The sequence below is a fragment of the Streptomyces sp. NPDC016851 genome (genome assembly GCF_055562795.1).
This window is the reverse complement of the sequence record NZ_JBVHEP010000036.1, coordinates 29,852-45,063: the sequence shown is the minus strand read 5'-3', so window position 1 is coordinate 45,063 and position 15,212 is coordinate 29,852. Positions and strand designations below refer to the sequence as shown.

15 protein-coding genes are annotated in these 15,212 nt (G+C 71.5%); 7 read left to right on the top strand and 8 right to left on the bottom strand.

Annotation, left to right across the window (positions count from 1 at the left end):
- Nucleotides 1-23: 23 nt before the first annotated feature.
- From ACZ3I3_RS38290 to ACZ3I3_RS38270, 5 genes are all read left to right on the top strand, one after another.
- Nucleotides 24-692, top strand: a complete 669-nt coding sequence (locus tag ACZ3I3_RS38290) for a succinate dehydrogenase (RefSeq protein ID WP_467372395.1) — start codon at nucleotides 24-26, stop codon at nucleotides 690-692.
- Nucleotides 693-694: 2 nt separating this feature from the next.
- Nucleotides 695-2,644, top strand: coding sequence for a fumarate reductase/succinate dehydrogenase flavoprotein subunit (locus ACZ3I3_RS38285; RefSeq protein WP_467372394.1), 1,950 nt, complete (start codon nucleotides 695-697; stop codon nucleotides 2,642-2,644).
- Nucleotides 2,641-3,390, top strand: a complete 750-nt coding sequence (locus ACZ3I3_RS38280) for a succinate dehydrogenase/fumarate reductase iron-sulfur subunit (protein WP_467372393.1) — start codon at nucleotides 2,641-2,643, stop codon at nucleotides 3,388-3,390. Before ACZ3I3_RS38285 ends, ACZ3I3_RS38280 begins: the two co-directional genes overlap by 4 nt.
- A gap of 189 nt (nucleotides 3,391-3,579) precedes the next feature.
- Nucleotides 3,580-4,347, top strand: coding sequence for a GNAT family N-acetyltransferase (locus ACZ3I3_RS38275; protein WP_467372392.1), 768 nt, complete (start codon nucleotides 3,580-3,582; stop codon nucleotides 4,345-4,347).
- Nucleotides 4,347-5,162, top strand: a complete 816-nt coding sequence (locus ACZ3I3_RS38270; protein ID WP_467372391.1) for a lysophospholipid acyltransferase family protein — start codon at nucleotides 4,347-4,349, stop codon at nucleotides 5,160-5,162. Before ACZ3I3_RS38275 ends, ACZ3I3_RS38270 begins: the two co-directional genes overlap by 1 nt.
- A gap of 15 nt (nucleotides 5,163-5,177) precedes the next feature.
- On the opposite strand, the gene ACZ3I3_RS38265 is transcribed toward ACZ3I3_RS38270, so the two are convergent.
- From ACZ3I3_RS38265 to ACZ3I3_RS38235, 7 genes are all read right to left on the bottom strand, one after another.
- On the bottom strand, nucleotides 5,178-7,544 hold the full coding sequence (locus ACZ3I3_RS38265) for an ATP-binding cassette domain-containing protein (protein WP_467372390.1): 2,367 nt from the start codon (nucleotides 7,542-7,544) through the stop codon (nucleotides 5,178-5,180).
- 11 nt (nucleotides 7,545-7,555) lie between these two features.
- Nucleotides 7,556-8,554 carry an LLM class flavin-dependent oxidoreductase gene (locus ACZ3I3_RS38260; RefSeq protein WP_467372389.1) on the bottom strand — a complete coding sequence of 333 codons (999 nt, stop codon included), beginning with the start codon at nucleotides 8,552-8,554 and terminating at the stop codon, nucleotides 7,556-7,558.
- A gap of 51 nt (nucleotides 8,555-8,605) precedes the next feature.
- On the bottom strand, nucleotides 8,606-9,766 hold the full coding sequence (locus ACZ3I3_RS38255; protein ID WP_467372388.1) for a GTP-binding protein: 1,161 nt from the start codon (nucleotides 9,764-9,766) through the stop codon (nucleotides 8,606-8,608).
- Nucleotides 9,767-9,770: 4 nt separating this feature from the next.
- Nucleotides 9,771-9,941: a 50S ribosomal protein L32 gene (gene rpmF / locus ACZ3I3_RS38250; protein WP_086854406.1), complete on the bottom strand. Its 171-nt coding sequence runs from the start codon at nucleotides 9,939-9,941 to the stop codon at nucleotides 9,771-9,773.
- A gap of 104 nt (nucleotides 9,942-10,045) precedes the next feature.
- The gene (locus ACZ3I3_RS38245; RefSeq protein ID WP_467372387.1) at nucleotides 10,046-11,641 is read right to left on the bottom strand and encodes a solute symporter family protein; all 1,596 of its coding nucleotides are present in this window, start codon (nucleotides 11,639-11,641) and stop codon (nucleotides 10,046-10,048) included.
- Nucleotides 11,635-11,940 (bottom strand): DUF485 domain-containing protein, encoded by a 306-nt coding sequence (locus ACZ3I3_RS38240; protein ID WP_467372425.1) that lies wholly within the window; start codon nucleotides 11,938-11,940, stop codon nucleotides 11,635-11,637. Before ACZ3I3_RS38240 ends, ACZ3I3_RS38245 begins: the two co-directional genes overlap by 7 nt.
- A gap of 535 nt (nucleotides 11,941-12,475) precedes the next feature.
- Nucleotides 12,476-13,684 carry a right-handed parallel beta-helix repeat-containing protein gene (locus ACZ3I3_RS38235; protein WP_467372386.1) on the bottom strand — a complete coding sequence of 403 codons (1,209 nt, stop codon included), beginning with the start codon at nucleotides 13,682-13,684 and terminating at the stop codon, nucleotides 12,476-12,478.
- Nucleotides 13,685-14,094: 410 nt separating this feature from the next.
- Here ACZ3I3_RS38235 and ACZ3I3_RS38230 point away from each other — a divergent pair, with 410 nt between their 5' ends.
- Nucleotides 14,095-14,589, top strand: a complete 495-nt coding sequence (locus ACZ3I3_RS38230; protein ID WP_467372385.1) for a phosphatase domain-containing protein — start codon at nucleotides 14,095-14,097, stop codon at nucleotides 14,587-14,589.
- Between the two features lie 82 nt (nucleotides 14,590-14,671).
- The gene (locus ACZ3I3_RS38225) at nucleotides 14,672-14,917 is read left to right on the top strand and encodes a hypothetical protein (protein WP_467372384.1); all 246 of its coding nucleotides are present in this window, start codon (nucleotides 14,672-14,674) and stop codon (nucleotides 14,915-14,917) included.
- 24 nt (nucleotides 14,918-14,941) lie between these two features.
- On the opposite strand, the gene ACZ3I3_RS38220 is transcribed toward ACZ3I3_RS38225, so the two are convergent.
- On the bottom strand, nucleotides 14,942-15,157 hold the full coding sequence (locus tag ACZ3I3_RS38220) for a dodecin (protein WP_467372383.1): 216 nt from the start codon (nucleotides 15,155-15,157) through the stop codon (nucleotides 14,942-14,944).
- Nucleotides 15,158-15,212 lie beyond the last annotated feature (55 nt).

Here is a 15,212-nt window from a genome sequence, read left to right as displayed (position 1 = left end):
CGCGGACGGAACGACGGCCGTCCATGGCACGCACCGTGTGGGACTCCACCCTCGGCAAGAAGACCGTGATGGCGGTCAGCGGCCTGATCATGCTGCTGTACCTGGTCGCCCACATGATCGGAAACCTGAAGATCTACTTCGGGGCCGGCGAGTTCAACGCGTACGGACACTGGCTGCGCACCGTCGGCGAGCCGTTCATGCACTACGAGTGGACGCTGTGGCTGATCCGCGTCGTGCTGGTGGTCGCCGTCGTCGCGCACGCCGTCTCCGCGTACCAGCTCAGCCGCCGCGACATCAGGGCGCGGCCCAGCAAGTACGTCCACAAGAGGCCGCGGGCGAGCTACGCGACGCGGACCATGCGGTGGGGCGGGGTCATCCTCGGGCTGTTCATCGTCTGGCACGTCCTGGACCTCACGACCGGCACCGTGCACCCCGGCTTCCGGCCCGGCCACCCGTACCAGAACGTCGTGGACACCTTCTCCACCTGGTACGGCAACGTCATCTACATCGTCGCGATGCTCGCGCTCGGCCTGCACATCCGGCACGGCTTCTGGAGCGCCGCCCAGACCCTCGGCGCCGGCAGCCGCACCCGCGACCGCGCCCTGAAGACCGTCGCAAACGTCCTCGCGCTGCTGCTCACGGCCGGTTTCATCGCTGTACCCGTGGGCGTCATGACCGGAGTGGTGAGCTGAAGATGACTTCCTACGCCGACTACGCGACCGGTGAGCCGGTCGTCGACGCCAAGGCCCCGTCCGGGCCCATCAACGAACGGTGGGACAAGCGCCGCTTCGAGGCCAAGCTGGTCAACCCCGCCAATCGGCGCAAGCACACCGTCATCGTCGTCGGTACCGGCCTCGCCGGCGGTTCCGCCGGGGCCACCCTCGCCGAACAGGGCTACCACGTCGTCCAGTTCTGCTACCAGGACTCCCCGCGCCGCGCCCATTCCATCGCCGCTCAGGGCGGCATCAACGCCGCGAAGAACTACCGCAACGACGGCGACTCCGTCCACCGGCTGTTCTACGACACCGTCAAGGGCGGCGACTTCCGGGCCCGCGAGTCCAACGTGCACCGCCTCGCGCAGATCTCCGTCGAGATCATCGACCAGTGCGTGGCCCAGGGTGTGCCCTTCGCCCGCGAGTACGGCGGCCTGCTCGACACCCGCTCCTTCGGCGGCGTCCAGGTCTCGCGGACCTTCTACGCGCGCGGCCAGACGGGACAGCAGCTGCTGCTCGGCGCCTACCAGGCCCTCAGCCGGCAGATCGCCGCGGGGAACGTCGAGATGCACCCGCGCACCGAGATGCTCGACCTGATCGTCGTCGACGGGCGGGCGCGCGGGATCGTCGCGCGGGATCTCATCACCGGCAGGATCGACACGTACTTCGCGGACGCCGTCGTCCTCGCCAGCGGCGGTTACGGCAACGTCTTCTACCTGTCGACGAACGCCATGAATTCCAACGCGACCGCGATCTGGCGGGCGCACCGGCGCGGCGCGTACTTCGCCAACCCCTGCTTCACGCAGATCCACCCCACCTGCATCCCGCGCACCGGCGAGCACCAGTCCAAGCTGACGCTGATGAGCGAGTCGCTGCGCAACGACGGCCGCATCTGGGTGCCGAAGGCCAAGGGCGACGACCGCCCGCCGAACGAGATCCCCGAGGACGAGCGCGACTACTACCTGGAGCGCATCTACCCGTCCTTCGGCAACCTGGTGCCCCGTGACATCGCCTCCCGGGCCGCGAAGAACGTCTGCGACGAGGGCAGGGGCGTCGGGCCCGGCGGGCAGGGCGTCTACCTCGACTTCGCCGACGCCATCGAGCGCATGGGCCGGAAGGCCGTCGAGGCCAAGTACGGCAACCTCTTCGACATGTACCAGCGGATCACCGACGAGGATCCGTACCGGGTCCCCATGCGGATCTACCCCGCCGTGCACTACACGATGGGCGGCCTGTGGGTCGACTACGACCTGCAGACCACCATCCCCGGCCTGTTCGCGATCGGCGAGGCCAACTTCTCCGACCACGGGGCCAACCGGCTCGGCGCCTCCGCGCTGATGCAGGGACTGGCCGACGGCTACTTCGTGCTCCCGGCGACCATCAACGACTACCTCGCCCGCCACCCGCTGGGGGACCGGGTCGACGCCGGCCACCCGGTCGTCCAGGAGGTGCTGGCCGAGACCGAGGACCGGCTCAACCTGCTGCTGTCCGTCGACGGGGACCGCACGCCCGACTCCTTCCACCGCGAGGTCGGCGAACTCATGTGGGAGTTCTGCGGCATGGCCCGCACCGACTCGGGGCTGCGCAAGGCGCTGGAGCGCATCCCTCAGATCCGTGAGGAGTTCTGGCGGCGCATCAAGGTGCCCGGCACCGGCGAGGAGTTCAACCAGTCGCTGGAGAAGGCCAACCGCGTCGTCGACTACCTGGAGCTGGCCGAGCTGATGTGCCTCGACGCGCTGCACCGCAGCGAGTCCTGCGGCGGCCACTTCCGCGAGGAGTCCCAGACCCCCGACGGCGAAGCCGCCCGGAAGGACGACGAGTTCGCGTACGCGGCCGCCTGGGAGTTCAACGGCACCGGCGAGGCTCCGACCCTGCACAAGGAAGACCTGGTCTTCGAGTACGTCCACCCCACCCAGCGGAGCTACGCATGAAGCTCACCCTGCGCGTCTGGCGCCAGAAGAACGCCGACGCCGACGGCACCATGTCCACGTACGAGGTGGACGGGATCTCCCCCGACATGTCCTTCCTGGAGATGCTCGACACCCTCAACGAGGAGCTCATCCTCAAGGGTGAGGACCCGGTCGCCTTCGACCACGACTGCCGCGAGGGCATCTGCGGCGCGTGCTCGCTCGTCATCAACGGCGACGCGCACGGGCCCGAGCGGACGACCACCTGCCAGCTGCACATGAGGTCGTTCCAGGACGGCGACACGATCGACATCGAGCCGTGGCGGGCGTCCGCCTTCCCGGTGATCAAGGACCTGGTCGTCGACCGATCGGCGTTCGACCGGATCATCCAGGCCGGCGGGTACATCACCGCACCGACCGGTGCGGCTCCCGAGGCACATGCCACGCCGGTGCCCAAGCCGGATGCCGACTTCGCCTTCGAACACGCCGAGTGCATCGGGTGCGGGGCGTGTGTCGCGGCGTGCCCGAACGGCGCGGCGATGCTCTTCACGTCCGCCAAGGTCAACCACCTGAACGTGCTGCCGCAGGGGGCGCCCGAGCGGGAGACGCGGGTGCTGGACATGGTGGCGCAGATGGACGAGGAGGGGTTCGGGGGGTGCACGCTCGCCGGGGAGTGCGCCACGGCCTGCCCCAAGGGGATTCCGCTGATGTCCATTACGAGCATGAACAAGGAGTGGCTGCGGGCTACTCGGCGGGTGGGTAAGCGGTAGTACGCCGGGTGCGGGTGTGTGGGGGCTGGTCGCGCAGTTCCCCGCGCCCCTTTGAGGGCGACGAACCTCTGGCATTCAGCGTTTCGGCATCCGCGCTCCTGGCAGTGGTCACGCGGTGGTCAGTCGGCATGGGCACAACAGTGGGGGCGGCACCGCTCGCCGCCCCCGGCCCGTGACCAGGAGAGAGCCATGACCGGCGTACTGACCGTCGACCGCCCCGCGCAGCCCACGGCCCCCACCCGCTACACCGTCGCCCTCGCCCGGACCGAGGAGGACGTGCGTGCCGCGCAGCGGCTGCGGCACGACGTCTTCGCCGGGGAGCTGGGCGCCCTGCTGGCCGGCTCCCAACCGGGGCTGGACGTCGACCCGTTCGACGCGTACTGCGACCACCTGCTCGTCCGCGAGGAGACGACCGGCCAGGTCGTCGGCACCTACCGGCTGCTGCCGCCGGAGCGCGCGGCGGTCGCCGGGCGGCTGTACTCCGAGAGCGAGTTCGACCTGAGCTCCCTCGCCGGGATCAGGCCCGAGCTCGTCGAGGTCGGCCGCTCCTGCGTGCACCCCGACCACCGCGACGGCGCGGTCATCAGCCTCATCTGGGCCGGGATCGCCCGCTACATGGTCGACCGGGGCCACGAGTGGCTCGCCGGCTGCTGCTCCGTCCCGCTCGCCGACGGCGGCGCCCTGGCCTCCGCCACCTGGGACCGGGTGAGCGCCAAGCACCTGTCGCCGCAGGAGTACCGCGTCCGGCCGCTGCTGCCGTGGGTCCCGGGCCCCGCGCCCGCCGCCCGCGTCGAACTGCCCGCCCTGCTGCGCGGCTACCTGCGCCTCGGCGCCTGGGTGTGCGGCGAACCGGCGCACGACCCGGACTTCGGGGTCGCCGACCTGTACGTGCTGCTGCCGATGAGCCGGGTCAACGCGCGCTACCTGCGGCACTTCCTGTCCCTCGTGCCCGCCTGATGAGTGCCTGGCTGCCCACCGCGCCCTGCACACCGCAAGCCTGTGTCGAGGCGCGGGCGGGGGTGCCGGCGCGGGCCGTGCCGCGTGCCGTGCTGCGGCTCACCGGGGTCGTCCTGCTGCTGATCACGGGGATCGCGGTGTCGCCGCTCGGCGCCCGGATACCGGCGTCCCTGATCCGGCGGTGGTGCCGGTGGATCGTGTGGGCCGCGGGGGTCCGGGTCCGCGTCACCGGCGCCGCCGTCCCCACCGGCGGACTGCTGCTGGTCGCCAACCACATCTCCTGGCTGGACATCCCGCTGCTCGCCGCCGTACGCCCCGCCCGGATGCTGGCCAAGACCGAGGTACGGCGGTGGCCCGTCGCCGGGCCGCTGGCCGCCCGGGGCGGCACCCTGTTCATCGACCGGGACCGGCTGCGGTCTCTCCCGGACACCGTCGCCCGGATCACCCGGGCCCTGCGGGAGGGCGCCGCCGTCGCGGCCTTCCCCGAAGGCAGCACCTGGTGCGGCCGGGCCCAGGGCACCTTCCGCCGGGCCGTCTTCCAGGCCGCTCTGGACGCCGGGGTGCCGGTCCAGCCGGTCCGGATCCGCTACCGGCTCACCGGCGGAACCATCGCCACCGCCCCCGCGTTCGTCGGCGACGACACCCTGCTCGCCTCCCTGTGGCGGGTGGCGACGGCCCGCGGCCTGGTCGCGGAGGTCGAGGTCCGCGCCCCCATCCCCCCGGGCACCTGCCCCGACCGCCGGTCTCTCGCCCGCTCCGCACAGCCACAGCACACGGCGATGCCGGCGTGGACGCACACGGTGCTGGTCGCGTAGCAGCCCCGCACGGCTTCAGCGGGAGCCGGACAGGACGCGTGCCAGATACGGCGCCGTCCTGCTCTGCTCCGCGCCTGCCACCTCCGCCGGCGGTCCCGCCGCCACGATCCGGCCGCCCGCGTCGCCGCCGCCCGGGCCGAGGTCGACGACCCAGTCCGCGCGCGCGACGACGGACATGTCGTGTTCGACGACGATCACGGTGTGCCCGGCGTCGACGAGGCCGTGCAGCTGGCGCATCAGGACGTCCACATCGGCCGGGTGGAGGCCGGTCGTGGGCTCGTCGAGGAGGTAGAGCGTGTGCCCGCGCCGGCCGCGCTGCAGTTCGTTCGCCAGTTTGATGCGCTGGGCCTCGCCGCCGGAGAGCTCGGTCGCGGGCTGGCCGAGGCGCAGGTAGCCGAGGCCCACGTCCAGCAGGGTGCCCAGGCTGCGGGCGACGGCCGGGGTGTCGGCGAAGAACTCCGCCGCGCTCTCCACCGTCAGATCCAGTACCTGAGCGATGTTCCGCCCCCGGTACGTCACCTCCAGCGTCTGAGGGTTGTACCGGGCCCCGCCGCAGTCCGGGCAGGGCGCGTACGTGCTCGGCAGGAACAGCAGCTCCACGCTGACGAACCCCTCGCCCTGGCAGGTCTCGCAGCGTCCGCCCGCCACGTTGAAGGAGAACCGGCCGACGCCGAAGCCCCGTTCCAGCGCCCCGTCGGTGGCGGCGAACACCTTGCGCACGACGTCGAAGAGACCGGTGTACGTCGCGAGGTTCGAGCGCGGGGTGCGTCCGATCGGCTTCTGGTCGACCGAGACCAGCCGGCCCACCCCGGCCGTGTCCTGCGTGATCTCCCCGATGAGCGTGGACTTGCCGGAGCCGGACACCCCGGTGACCGCGGTGAACACGCCGAGCGGGAACTCGGCGGACACACCGCGCAGGTTGTGCCGGGTGACCGGCCCGGTCTTCAGCCATCCGCTCGGTTCGCGGACCTCGCGCGCCGGGACGGGGGAGTCGTCGAACAGGTAGCGGGCCGTCGCCGACTCCTCGACGGACGCCAGCCCGGCGACCGGGCCGCTGTGCAGCACCCGCCCGCCGTGCTCGCCCGCGTGCGGACCCACGTCCACCAGCCAGTCGGCACCGCGCACGACATCGAGGTGGTGCTCGACCACGAACACCGAGTTCCCGGCCGCCTTCAGCCGCTCCAGCACGACGAGCAGCGCCTCGGTGTCCGCCGGGTGCAGCCCGGCCGACGGCTCGTCGAGGACGTAGACGACACCGAACAGGCCGGAGCGCAACTGCGTGGCCAGGCGAAGGCGTTGCAGCTCGCCCGCGGAGAGGGTGGGGGTGGACCGGTCCAGGCTGAGGTAGCCGAGGCCGAGTTCGACGACCGGTGCGATGCGCGAGGTGAGGTCGCCGGTGAGGACCCGGGCCGTCTCGGAAGTCGCGTCGAGGGCGGCGGCCAGCTCCACCAGCGGCAGCGCCGCCAGCTCGGCGATGCTCCGGCCGCCGAACGTCACCGCCAGCGCCTCGGGCCGCAGCCTGCTGCCGCCACAGGCCGGGCAGGGCGCGCTGGTGAGGAACCGCTCGGCCTTCGCCCGCAGGGCCGGGCTCTTGGAGTCGGAGAAGGTCTTCATCACGTACCGCCGGGCGCTCATGTACGTGCCCTGGTACGGCCGCTGGATCCGGCCCGCGTCCCGCACCGGGTGCACGGTGACCACCGGCTGCTCGTCCGTGAACAGGATCCACTCACGCGCGTCGGCCGGCAGCTCCCGCCACGGCCGGTCCACGTCGTACCCGAGCGCGTCGAGGACGTCCCGCAGATTCTTGCCCTGCCAGGCGCCCGGCCACGCGGCGATCGCGCCCTCGCGGATCGACAGCGACGGATCGGGGACCAGCAGCTCCTCGCTCGTACGGTGCACCCGGCCGAGCCCGTGGCACTCCGGGCAGGCCCCGGCCGCCGTGTTGGGCGAGAAGGCGTCGGAGTCGAGGCGCCCGGCGCCGGGCGGGTAGGTGCCGGCCCGGGAGAACAGCATGCGCAGCGAGTTCGAGAGGTTGGTGACGGTGCCGACCGAGGAGCGCGAGGTGGGAGCCGCCCGGCGCTGTTGGAGCGAGACGGCCGGCGGCAGACCGGTGATCTCCCCGACCTTCGGCGCCCCGACCTGGTGGATCAGCCGGCGCGCGTACGGCGCGACCGACTCGAAGTAACGCCGCTGCGCCTCCGCGTAGATCGTGCCGAACGCCAGCGACGACTTGCCCGAGCCGGACACGCCGGTGAACACGGCCAGCACGTCCCGGGGAATGTCGACGTCGACGCCCTTGAGGTTGTGCTCGCGGGCACCGCGGACACGGACGTACGGGTCGTGGGGGCTGTGGGGATCGTGGGGGCCATGGGGGTCGTGCATGGGCAACGACTCTAACCGGAGGCGATCGCGGCCAGCCGCCGGTAGGAGTCCAGCAGCGCCTCCCGGTCGTACGTGCTGGTGGTGACCAGGACCTCCTGTGCTCCCGTCTCCTTCAGCACCGTCTCCAGTTCGTGCGCGACCTGCTCCTCGGTGCCGGCGATGTGCCCGGTCAGCCCGGACTCGTAGAAGCCGCGCTCCTTGGCGGTCATCGTGAGCGCCTCGACACGCTCCGCGGGCGGCAGCGGCGGGAAGGTGCCGTGGGTGCGGGAGTACGCCATGGACCAGGCCTCGGGGATCAGCAGCCGCCGGGCCTCCTCGGGTCTGGCGGCCACGGCGATCGTGCCGGAGATGACGACATAGGGCTCGCTCGCCCAGGCCGAGGGGCGGAAAGCGTCGCGGTAGTGGTCGATGCCGCGCCGCATTTTGTCCCGGTTCCTCAGGTCGCCGATCACCATGGGCAGACCGAGGCGGGCCGCGATGCCGGCGCCCTCGCCCATGGCCAGGACGAACGGCGGCACGGCCAGTCCCTCGGCGGGCCGGGCGTGCACCCCGGTGGGCGAGGTGCCCCGGAACCAGCCGAGCAGCTCCCGCAGCTGCGCCTCGAAGTCCTCGGCGTCCTCCTTGTCACGGCCCAGGGCCCTGCGCACCCCGTCGGTGAAGCCGACGGACCGTCCCAGCCCCATGTCGATCCGCCCGGGGAACAGTGACTCCAGCACCCCGAACTGCTCGGCCACGACCAGTGGCCGGTGGTTGGGCAGCATCACTCCGCCGGTGCCGACCCGAATCGTCCGTGTCGCGGCCGCGACGGCCGCCGCCAGCACGGTCGGCGCGGACCCGGCGACCCCGGGAACGCCGTGATGCTCAGAGACCCACAGCCGGTGGTACCCGAGCCCCTCCAGCTCCCCGGCCAGCCGCACGGTGTCACGCAGCGCCTCGGGGTGCGTGTGCCCGTCGCGGGTGCGGGAGCGGTCGAGGACGGAGAAACGGGTCGAGGCGATCAGGGAGCTCACACGGGATTCAACGCGTGCGAGGCCGTGGCATTCCCGGCACCGCGCCCGCCGCTACGCCGCGTGCTCGTGGTCGCACGCCTCGTCGATGCCGTACGTGTCCCAGGTGGGGAACGGATCGTCGGCCGAAGGGGCTGCTTCGCCGGGTGCCGCGAGGCAGCCGGTCAGGGCGGTGTGCAGGGCCTTGGTGTCCAGGCCCGTCCCGATGAACACCAGCTCCTGCGCGTGCGGGGTGCCGGTGTCGCGGGCCGCTGACGGTTCGAAGCGGGCGACGGAGCCGGCCTGTGACCACAGGCCCGTCACGTGCGGGCGGCTTGCCAGGGTGAAGAAGCCCTTGGAACGCAGGATCCGACCGTAGGCACCGGTGTCCAGTTCCTCCGTGACGAACGTCCACAACCGCCCAGGGTGGAAGGGGAGTTCGGAGCGGAAGACGGTGGAGGAGATGCCGTACTCCTCGGTCTCGGGGACGTGGTCGCCGTTGAGTTCCCGGACCCAGCCCGGTGCCTGCTGGGCGCGTTCCAGGTCGAACAGGCGGGTGCCGAGCACCTGGCGGAGCTCCACCCGGCCGTGCGTCGCCGGGACCAGCCGGGCGAGCGGGTTCAGCCGGGTCAGGGCCGCCCGCAGCCGGGCCGCCGCGTCCCCGTCGACCAGGTCGAGCTTGTTGAGGACGAGGACGTCGGCGAACTCGACCTGGTCGACCAGCAGATCGCTGACCGTGCGCTCGTCGTCCTCGTACGGGGCGAGACCCCGCTCGGCGAGGTCGTCGCCGCTGTCCAGCTCGGTGAGGAAGTTGGCCGCGTCGACGACCGTGACCATGGTGTCCAGCAGGGCCACGTCGTCGAGGGTGGCGCCGTCGTCACGGGCGAAGGCGAAGGTGGCCGCGACGGGCATCGGCTCGGAGATCCCGGACGACTCGATGAGGAGATGGTCGAACCGGCCCTCGCGGGCCAGCCGGTCCACCTCGTCCAGCAGGTCGTCGCGGAGCGTGCAGCAGATGCAGCCGTTGGTCATCTCGACCAGGCGTTCCTCGGTCCGCGACAGGGCGGCCTCGCCGCCGCGCACCAGGGCCGCGTCGATGTTGACCTCGCTCATGTCGTTGACGATGACGGCGACGCGCAGACCTTCGCGATTGGCCAGGACGTGGTTGAGCAGGGTGGTCTTGCCCGCCCCGAGGAATCCGGAGAGCACGGTGACGGGCAGACGTTCGTACGACATGGTGTCAGCCCTGGGGGCGCAGCAGGCCGCGCTCGTAGGCCTTGACCAGGTTCTGCGGTACGAGGTGACGGACGCCGTCGACGGTGACCGGGACCAGCGTCGGCGTGGCGGCCTTCCACTGGGCGCGGCGGTGACGGGTGTTGCTGCGGGACATCTTCCGCTTCGGGACAGCCATGGGACTCCTCCTCGGTGGGCAGGCACCGAGAACGCTACATGAAAATGGATCCCATTAACAATTGGCGTCCTCGGTGCCCGGCCACCGACGGCCTGTCCGGTGCGTCAGTCGTCGGCGCCCACGAGCATCCGCACCTCGAACTCCTCGTGCGCGGTGCTCTCCTCGGCCGGTCCCTTGTCCAGCACCGTCCCGAGCCAGCCCAGCAGGAAGCCCACGGGGATGGAGACGATGCCGGGGTTCTGGAGCGGGAACCAGGCGAAGTCGACCTCGGGGTAGAACGAGGCCGGGGCGGAGGAGACGACGGGGGAGAACACGGCGAGCAGGACGGAGCAGAGCAGGCCGCCGTAGAGGCTGAGCAGTGCTCCCTTCGCCGTGAAGCGGCGCCAGAAGAGGGTGTAGATGATCGTCGGCAGGATCGCGGACGCCGCGATGGCGAAGGCGAGGAACGCGAGCGTCGCGGTGTTCGCCCCCCAGGCGACGAGAGCGAGCAGGATGCCGAGGATGCCGATGACCGCGCCGGACAGCCGGGCGACGGTCAGCTCCTCCGTCTCGCTCGCCCGGCCCTTGCGGATCACCTCGCTGTACAGGTCGTGCGCGAGGGACGAGGCCGCGGCCAGGGTGAGGCCCACCGCCACGGCGAGCAGGGTCAGATACGCCAGGCAGGTCAGCAGCGCGGTCAGGACGCTGCCGCCCAACTCGTGCGCGAGCAGCAGGACGGAGGCGTTGCCCGTGCGGTCCGTGCTCTCGATGGCGTCCCGGCCGAGGAGCGCGGTGGCGCCGAGGCCGAGGATGCCGGCCCCGAAGCAGACCGCGCCGACGAGGCCGATGGCCCACACCACGGAGCGGCGCAGGACGCTGCTGCTGCGCGGGGCGAGCAGGCGCATCAGCACGTGCGGCAGGGCGGCGAGGCCGAGGACGATGGCCAGTTCGAGGCTGAGGAAGTCCAGCTTGTTGCTGACGGTGCCGCCGTAGCGCAGCCCGGGTTCGAGGAAGCTCAGGCCCGTTCCGCTGCGGTCGGCCGCCCTTTCGAGCAGGGCGTTGGGGTTCCAGTCGAAGTGGTACAGCACCCAGCCCGCGGTGAACAGCACGCCCGCGATCAGCATCACGGCCTTGATGATCTGGATGACCGTCGCCCCGGGCATGCCCCCGAGGGAGGCGTACAGGATCACGAACGTACCGATCACGGCCACGCACAGGGTGCGGGTGGTGGCGCTCGGCGCGCCGGTGAACTGGGTCAGCAGGGCGACACTGCCCACCAGTTGGGCCACCAGGTAGAGGGTTGTGATGGCCAGGATGCAGACGGCCAGCGCCACCCGCACCGGCCGCTGCTGCCGGGGCAGGCGCAACGCCACCGTGTCGCCCAGGGTGAACTTCCCGGTGCGTTGCAGGGGTTCGGCGATGAGCAGCAGCACCATCATCCAGGCGACGGTCGTGCCGCCGAGGTACATCAGCCCGTCGTACCCGGTGAGGGCGACCAGTCCGGTGCTGCCCAGCAGCGTGGCGGCGGACAGGTAGTCGCCGCACATGGCGAGGCCGTTGCGCAGGGGCGACATGGTGCGGTTGCCGAGGTAGAACTCGCTGATCTCGTCGCGCTGAGGCGCCGTCAGCAATGCCGTGAACAGGGTGATCACGACCACGGTCAGGAAAAGGACGAACGTCAGCTGGAGGCTGCTGTCGTCGATGGCGGCGAGCGTCACCACGTGCGGAACCCCCTCGTGCCGTGCTGGACGGGCTGCCCGGTCTCTCGAGGGGGCGCCGCCGCCGAGCGGGCGCGGCGGCTGTCGTTCTCGTGCTGCCGGGCCCTCAGGCCGCGGGCGAGCGGATCGACGCGGGTGCGCATGTGCCGGACGTAGCACCACGCGGTCACGCCCATGATGACGAACTGGCCGAGGCCGAGGGTGAGTCCGATCGTGAGGTGGCCGAACAACGGCTGGTTCATCACCGCGGGCACAAAACTCGACAACAGCACATACAGCAGGAATCCGCCGACGGACAGGATCGTCGCCCGGGTGCCGAACCGGCGCTGCGCGCGACGCAGAGAGTGAAATTCGGGATGATCGGATATACGAGACGGCGGAGCGTGTTCGATGTGCGGAAGCGGGAATGTGGGAGTGTCATCCCGCCGCGGTGGAAATTCGGGCACAGGCGCACCTTCTTCGCTGCTTCGTGCCCCGCACTCGACCCCTTCGAGTCAGTGGTCTCGTCCGGCTTTCGAGCAGGGTGGAGGGACGCCGGGCGCACTGCGGGGGTGCGGGCTCTGTGGGGGTCTCGTGAAACCGAGAAAATCGCGGTTCGGATTCACGCGGACTGCCTCGGGGTTCTGTGTGGAGATCCCCGGCCAGCCCCGCCCACGGGTGGGGGCGAGGCTGAATGCGGAGTATGTCAGTGCGACGCTTGAGCCATCAACTGTGAGGGGCAATTGACAGCTGTTCATGGCTCGTTCACGCCACGGTCGAAGGTGGGCGGTACCGCGTCGGCCTGCCGGGGAAAGGCCGGCTTGGAAATAGTACGGACCATTTCTCCGACCGGGCTGGTCAGAAGCGGGCGCCGACGGCGGTGCCGGACCGGGGGACGAGGAACGCCGGTGCCTTCGGCAGCGAGCCGTCCGCCGCGCGGGGGCCGGTGAGCGGGGCCGGATCGGTGCTCAGGACCGAGGAGGCGTTCCACGTCCCGCCGATGTTCCAGGAGTTGCCGCTGGCGACCGTCCCGGGCCCGACGGCCGCCGGGCGCTGGTCCGCGACGGAGAGGTTGCCCGTGAGCCTGGCGGTCCCGCCCGGGATGTCGGCGTCGAAGCCCGTACCGGCGTTGGCGAACGTGGAGTTGCGGCTCAGGGCGAGGGAGCCCGGGTTGCCGTTGTCGGTGAATCCGTGCTTGGCGTTCTTGAACGCGACGCTGCCCCGGACGGTGTGGGCCACGGCCGGGGCCGGGCTGCCGCCGCCGAGCTTGAAGCCGTTCCCGTCGCCCGCGAAGTCGGGGAAGTTCCAGCGGTTGAAGCCGTTGCCGTACGCCACCGTGTCCTCGATCGTGACCGGGGAGGCGAACTTCCAGGCGTCGAAACCGTCGTCGACGTTGTTCCACAGCCGGCCGCCGCGCACGACGTTGCCCGAACCGCTGCCCTCCTTGATGGCGAGGCCGTCGGCGCTCTCGCCGTTCTTGCGGGGGTCGCGGTTGCCGTAACTGTCCAGGTTCAGGATCTGGTTGTCACTGGAGGCGCCCTGGAGCTGGAAGCCGGACTCGTAGTTGTCGTGGGTGCTCAGGCGCGCGAAGACATTGCCGTTGCAGCCGTCGCAGTAGACGCCGTACGGGCCGTTGACGATCTCCAGGCCCGAGATCCGCCAGTGCGACGCCTCCATGTGGACCGCTCCGCGCTCGGCACGCGGGATGCTGCCGCCGACCGGGGTGTGGCTTGCGGGCAGCTTCTCCCCGTCGACGACCACGCGCTCGCCCTGGTGGGGCGCGAGGGTGATGGGCTGGGACGCGGTGCCCGAGGTGGTGATGGTGATGTTGTCGGTGAGGGCGTACGTCCCGCCGCGCACGCTGATGGTGTCGCCGGGCCTCGCCAGGTCCACCGCCCGCTGAATCGTCCTCAGCGGCCGGTCGAGCGTGCCCGGCCCGGAGTCGTCCCCGCCGGGCGCCACGACCAGGGTCGTCCCCGCCGCGGCCGCCGTCCCCACCGGCCCGCCCAGAGCCATGGCCACCACGGCCCCCGCCACCGCCACCGACCAGATCCTCGCGTTGCGCATACGGCCTCCTGCCTGTACCTGCGTGGGTGTCGCAGAGCAGTGGCCGCCCGGGGGGTGAAGGTTGCCGGGGTACGGGGGGGCGGCCGCGAGCGAGGGTCCGGCGGGTGTTCGTGTCGGTCGCGGACGGGGTTCCCGTTCCTGCGGGCTGCGGGCTGGGCGGGGGACGGGCTCCAGTCGCGGTCTCGTGTTCCGCAGAGCTGGCTGCCGGGCAGCGGCCTGCCCGGCAGCGCACAGCCCGTTCCCGGGCCGGGGAGCCTGCCGGCACGGGCCGGGCCACGCGCCGGCTGCGGGCGCGGCCCGGGCTATGCCGCCTACGGGCCCGGGCGGTGGGCCCGTCGCCGCGCCCGCCGCACACGGTCGGCCACCAGGGACGGACGACGAGAACCGCCGGACGGCCTAGGGTGGGCAGCGTGAGTGACGATCGCCGTGTGGCCCCGCTGGCCGTGTTCGACCTGGACAACACCCTCGCCGACACCGCGCACCGGCAGCGGTTCCTGGAGCGCAGGCCGCGGGACTGGGACGGGTTCTTCTCGGCGGCGCCCCAGGACCCGCCGCTCACGGAGGGCATCGCGCTGGTCAAGGAGAGCGCGCGGGAGTGCGAGATCGTCTACCTGACCGGACGGCCCGAGCGCTGCCGGCGGGACACTCTCGACTGGCTCGCCGCGCAGGAACTGCCCGAGGGGCGGGTGTACATGCGGCGCGACGCCGACCGCCGGCCCGCCCGGTTCACCAAGCTGGAGATCCTGCGACGGCTCGCCCGCACGCGTGAGATCCGTGTCCTCGTGGACGACGACGAGCTGGTCTGTGAGGACGCCCGGCGCGCCGGCTTCACCGTCGTACGGGCCGACTGGGCGGCCAGGTCCGCCGAGATGAAGGTGGCGCAGGAGCGGGAAGGGCGCACCTGAGAGCACGCGTTGGCGGAGTGTTCACCTCCGCCGGGTATCTCCGGGCTGAGAGACAGCGGACAGCAGACTTACGGGGGATGCCATGAAGGGAAGTCGTAGGGGCACGCTCGCGGCTGCCGCGCTTGTCGGCGCCGTGCTGCTCACGGGCTGCGCGAAGCCCGACCGGAGCGAGATCGTCACCTGGACCGACGAACACGGCCGGGCCTGCACGGGTGTGGCGATCGTCGACTCCGAGGACGGCGACCGGGAGGTGAGCAGCATCGACTGCGACTACCCGCCGGAGGGCAGGCAGCCGGGCCGCTCCACCTCGGCACCCCTGCCGGACTGAGCCGGCCGTTCGCAGCGCGGCGGACTACTCGGACTCCTCCAGCCGGAAGCCCACCTTCAGTCCCACCTGCCAGTGCGCGATCTGCCCGTCCTCGAGCTGCCCGCGCACCTGCGTCACCTCGAACCAGTCCAGGTTGCGCAGCGTCTGGGAGGCCCGGCCGATGCCGTTGCGGATGGCCTCGTCGACGCCGTCGGGGGAGGTGCCGACGATCTCCGTGACCCGGTAGGTGTGGTTCGACATGCCGCTGCTCCTGATTCTGTGACGGATGTGCCGCGCGTCACTCCACCGTGCCCCA

What these genes read in the sequence shown, in the direction of transcription:
- ACZ3I3_RS38285 (WP_467372394.1), top strand. Translation starts at nt 695, where the DNA reads ATGACTTCCTACGCCGACTACGCGACCGGTGAGCCGGTCGTCGACGCC.
- ACZ3I3_RS38275 (WP_467372392.1), top strand. Translation starts at nt 3,580, where the DNA reads ATGACCGGCGTACTGACCGTCGACCGCCCCGCGCAGCCCACGGCCCCC.
- ACZ3I3_RS38235 (WP_467372386.1), bottom strand. Translation starts at nt 13,684, where the DNA reads ATGCGCAACGCGAGGATCTGGTCGGTGGCGGTGGCGGGGGCCGTGGTG.
- ACZ3I3_RS38220 (WP_467372383.1), bottom strand. Translation starts at nt 15,157, where the DNA reads ATGTCGAACCACACCTACCGGGTCACGGAGATCGTCGGCACCTCCCCC.
- ACZ3I3_RS38255 (WP_467372388.1), bottom strand. Translation starts at nt 9,766, where the DNA reads ATGTCGTACGAACGTCTGCCCGTCACCGTGCTCTCCGGATTCCTCGGG.
- rpmF (WP_086854406.1), bottom strand. Translation starts at nt 9,941, where the DNA reads ATGGCTGTCCCGAAGCGGAAGATGTCCCGCAGCAACACCCGTCACCGC.
- ACZ3I3_RS38270 (WP_467372391.1), top strand. Translation starts at nt 4,347, where the DNA reads ATGAGTGCCTGGCTGCCCACCGCGCCCTGCACACCGCAAGCCTGTGTC.
- ACZ3I3_RS38265 (WP_467372390.1), bottom strand. Translation starts at nt 7,544, where the DNA reads ATGCACGACCCCCATGGCCCCCACGATCCCCACAGCCCCCACGACCCG.
- ACZ3I3_RS38280 (WP_467372393.1), top strand. Translation starts at nt 2,641, where the DNA reads ATGAAGCTCACCCTGCGCGTCTGGCGCCAGAAGAACGCCGACGCCGAC.
- ACZ3I3_RS38290 (WP_467372395.1), top strand. Translation starts at nt 24, where the DNA reads ATGGCACGCACCGTGTGGGACTCCACCCTCGGCAAGAAGACCGTGATG.
- ACZ3I3_RS38225 (WP_467372384.1), top strand. Translation starts at nt 14,672, where the DNA reads ATGAAGGGAAGTCGTAGGGGCACGCTCGCGGCTGCCGCGCTTGTCGGC.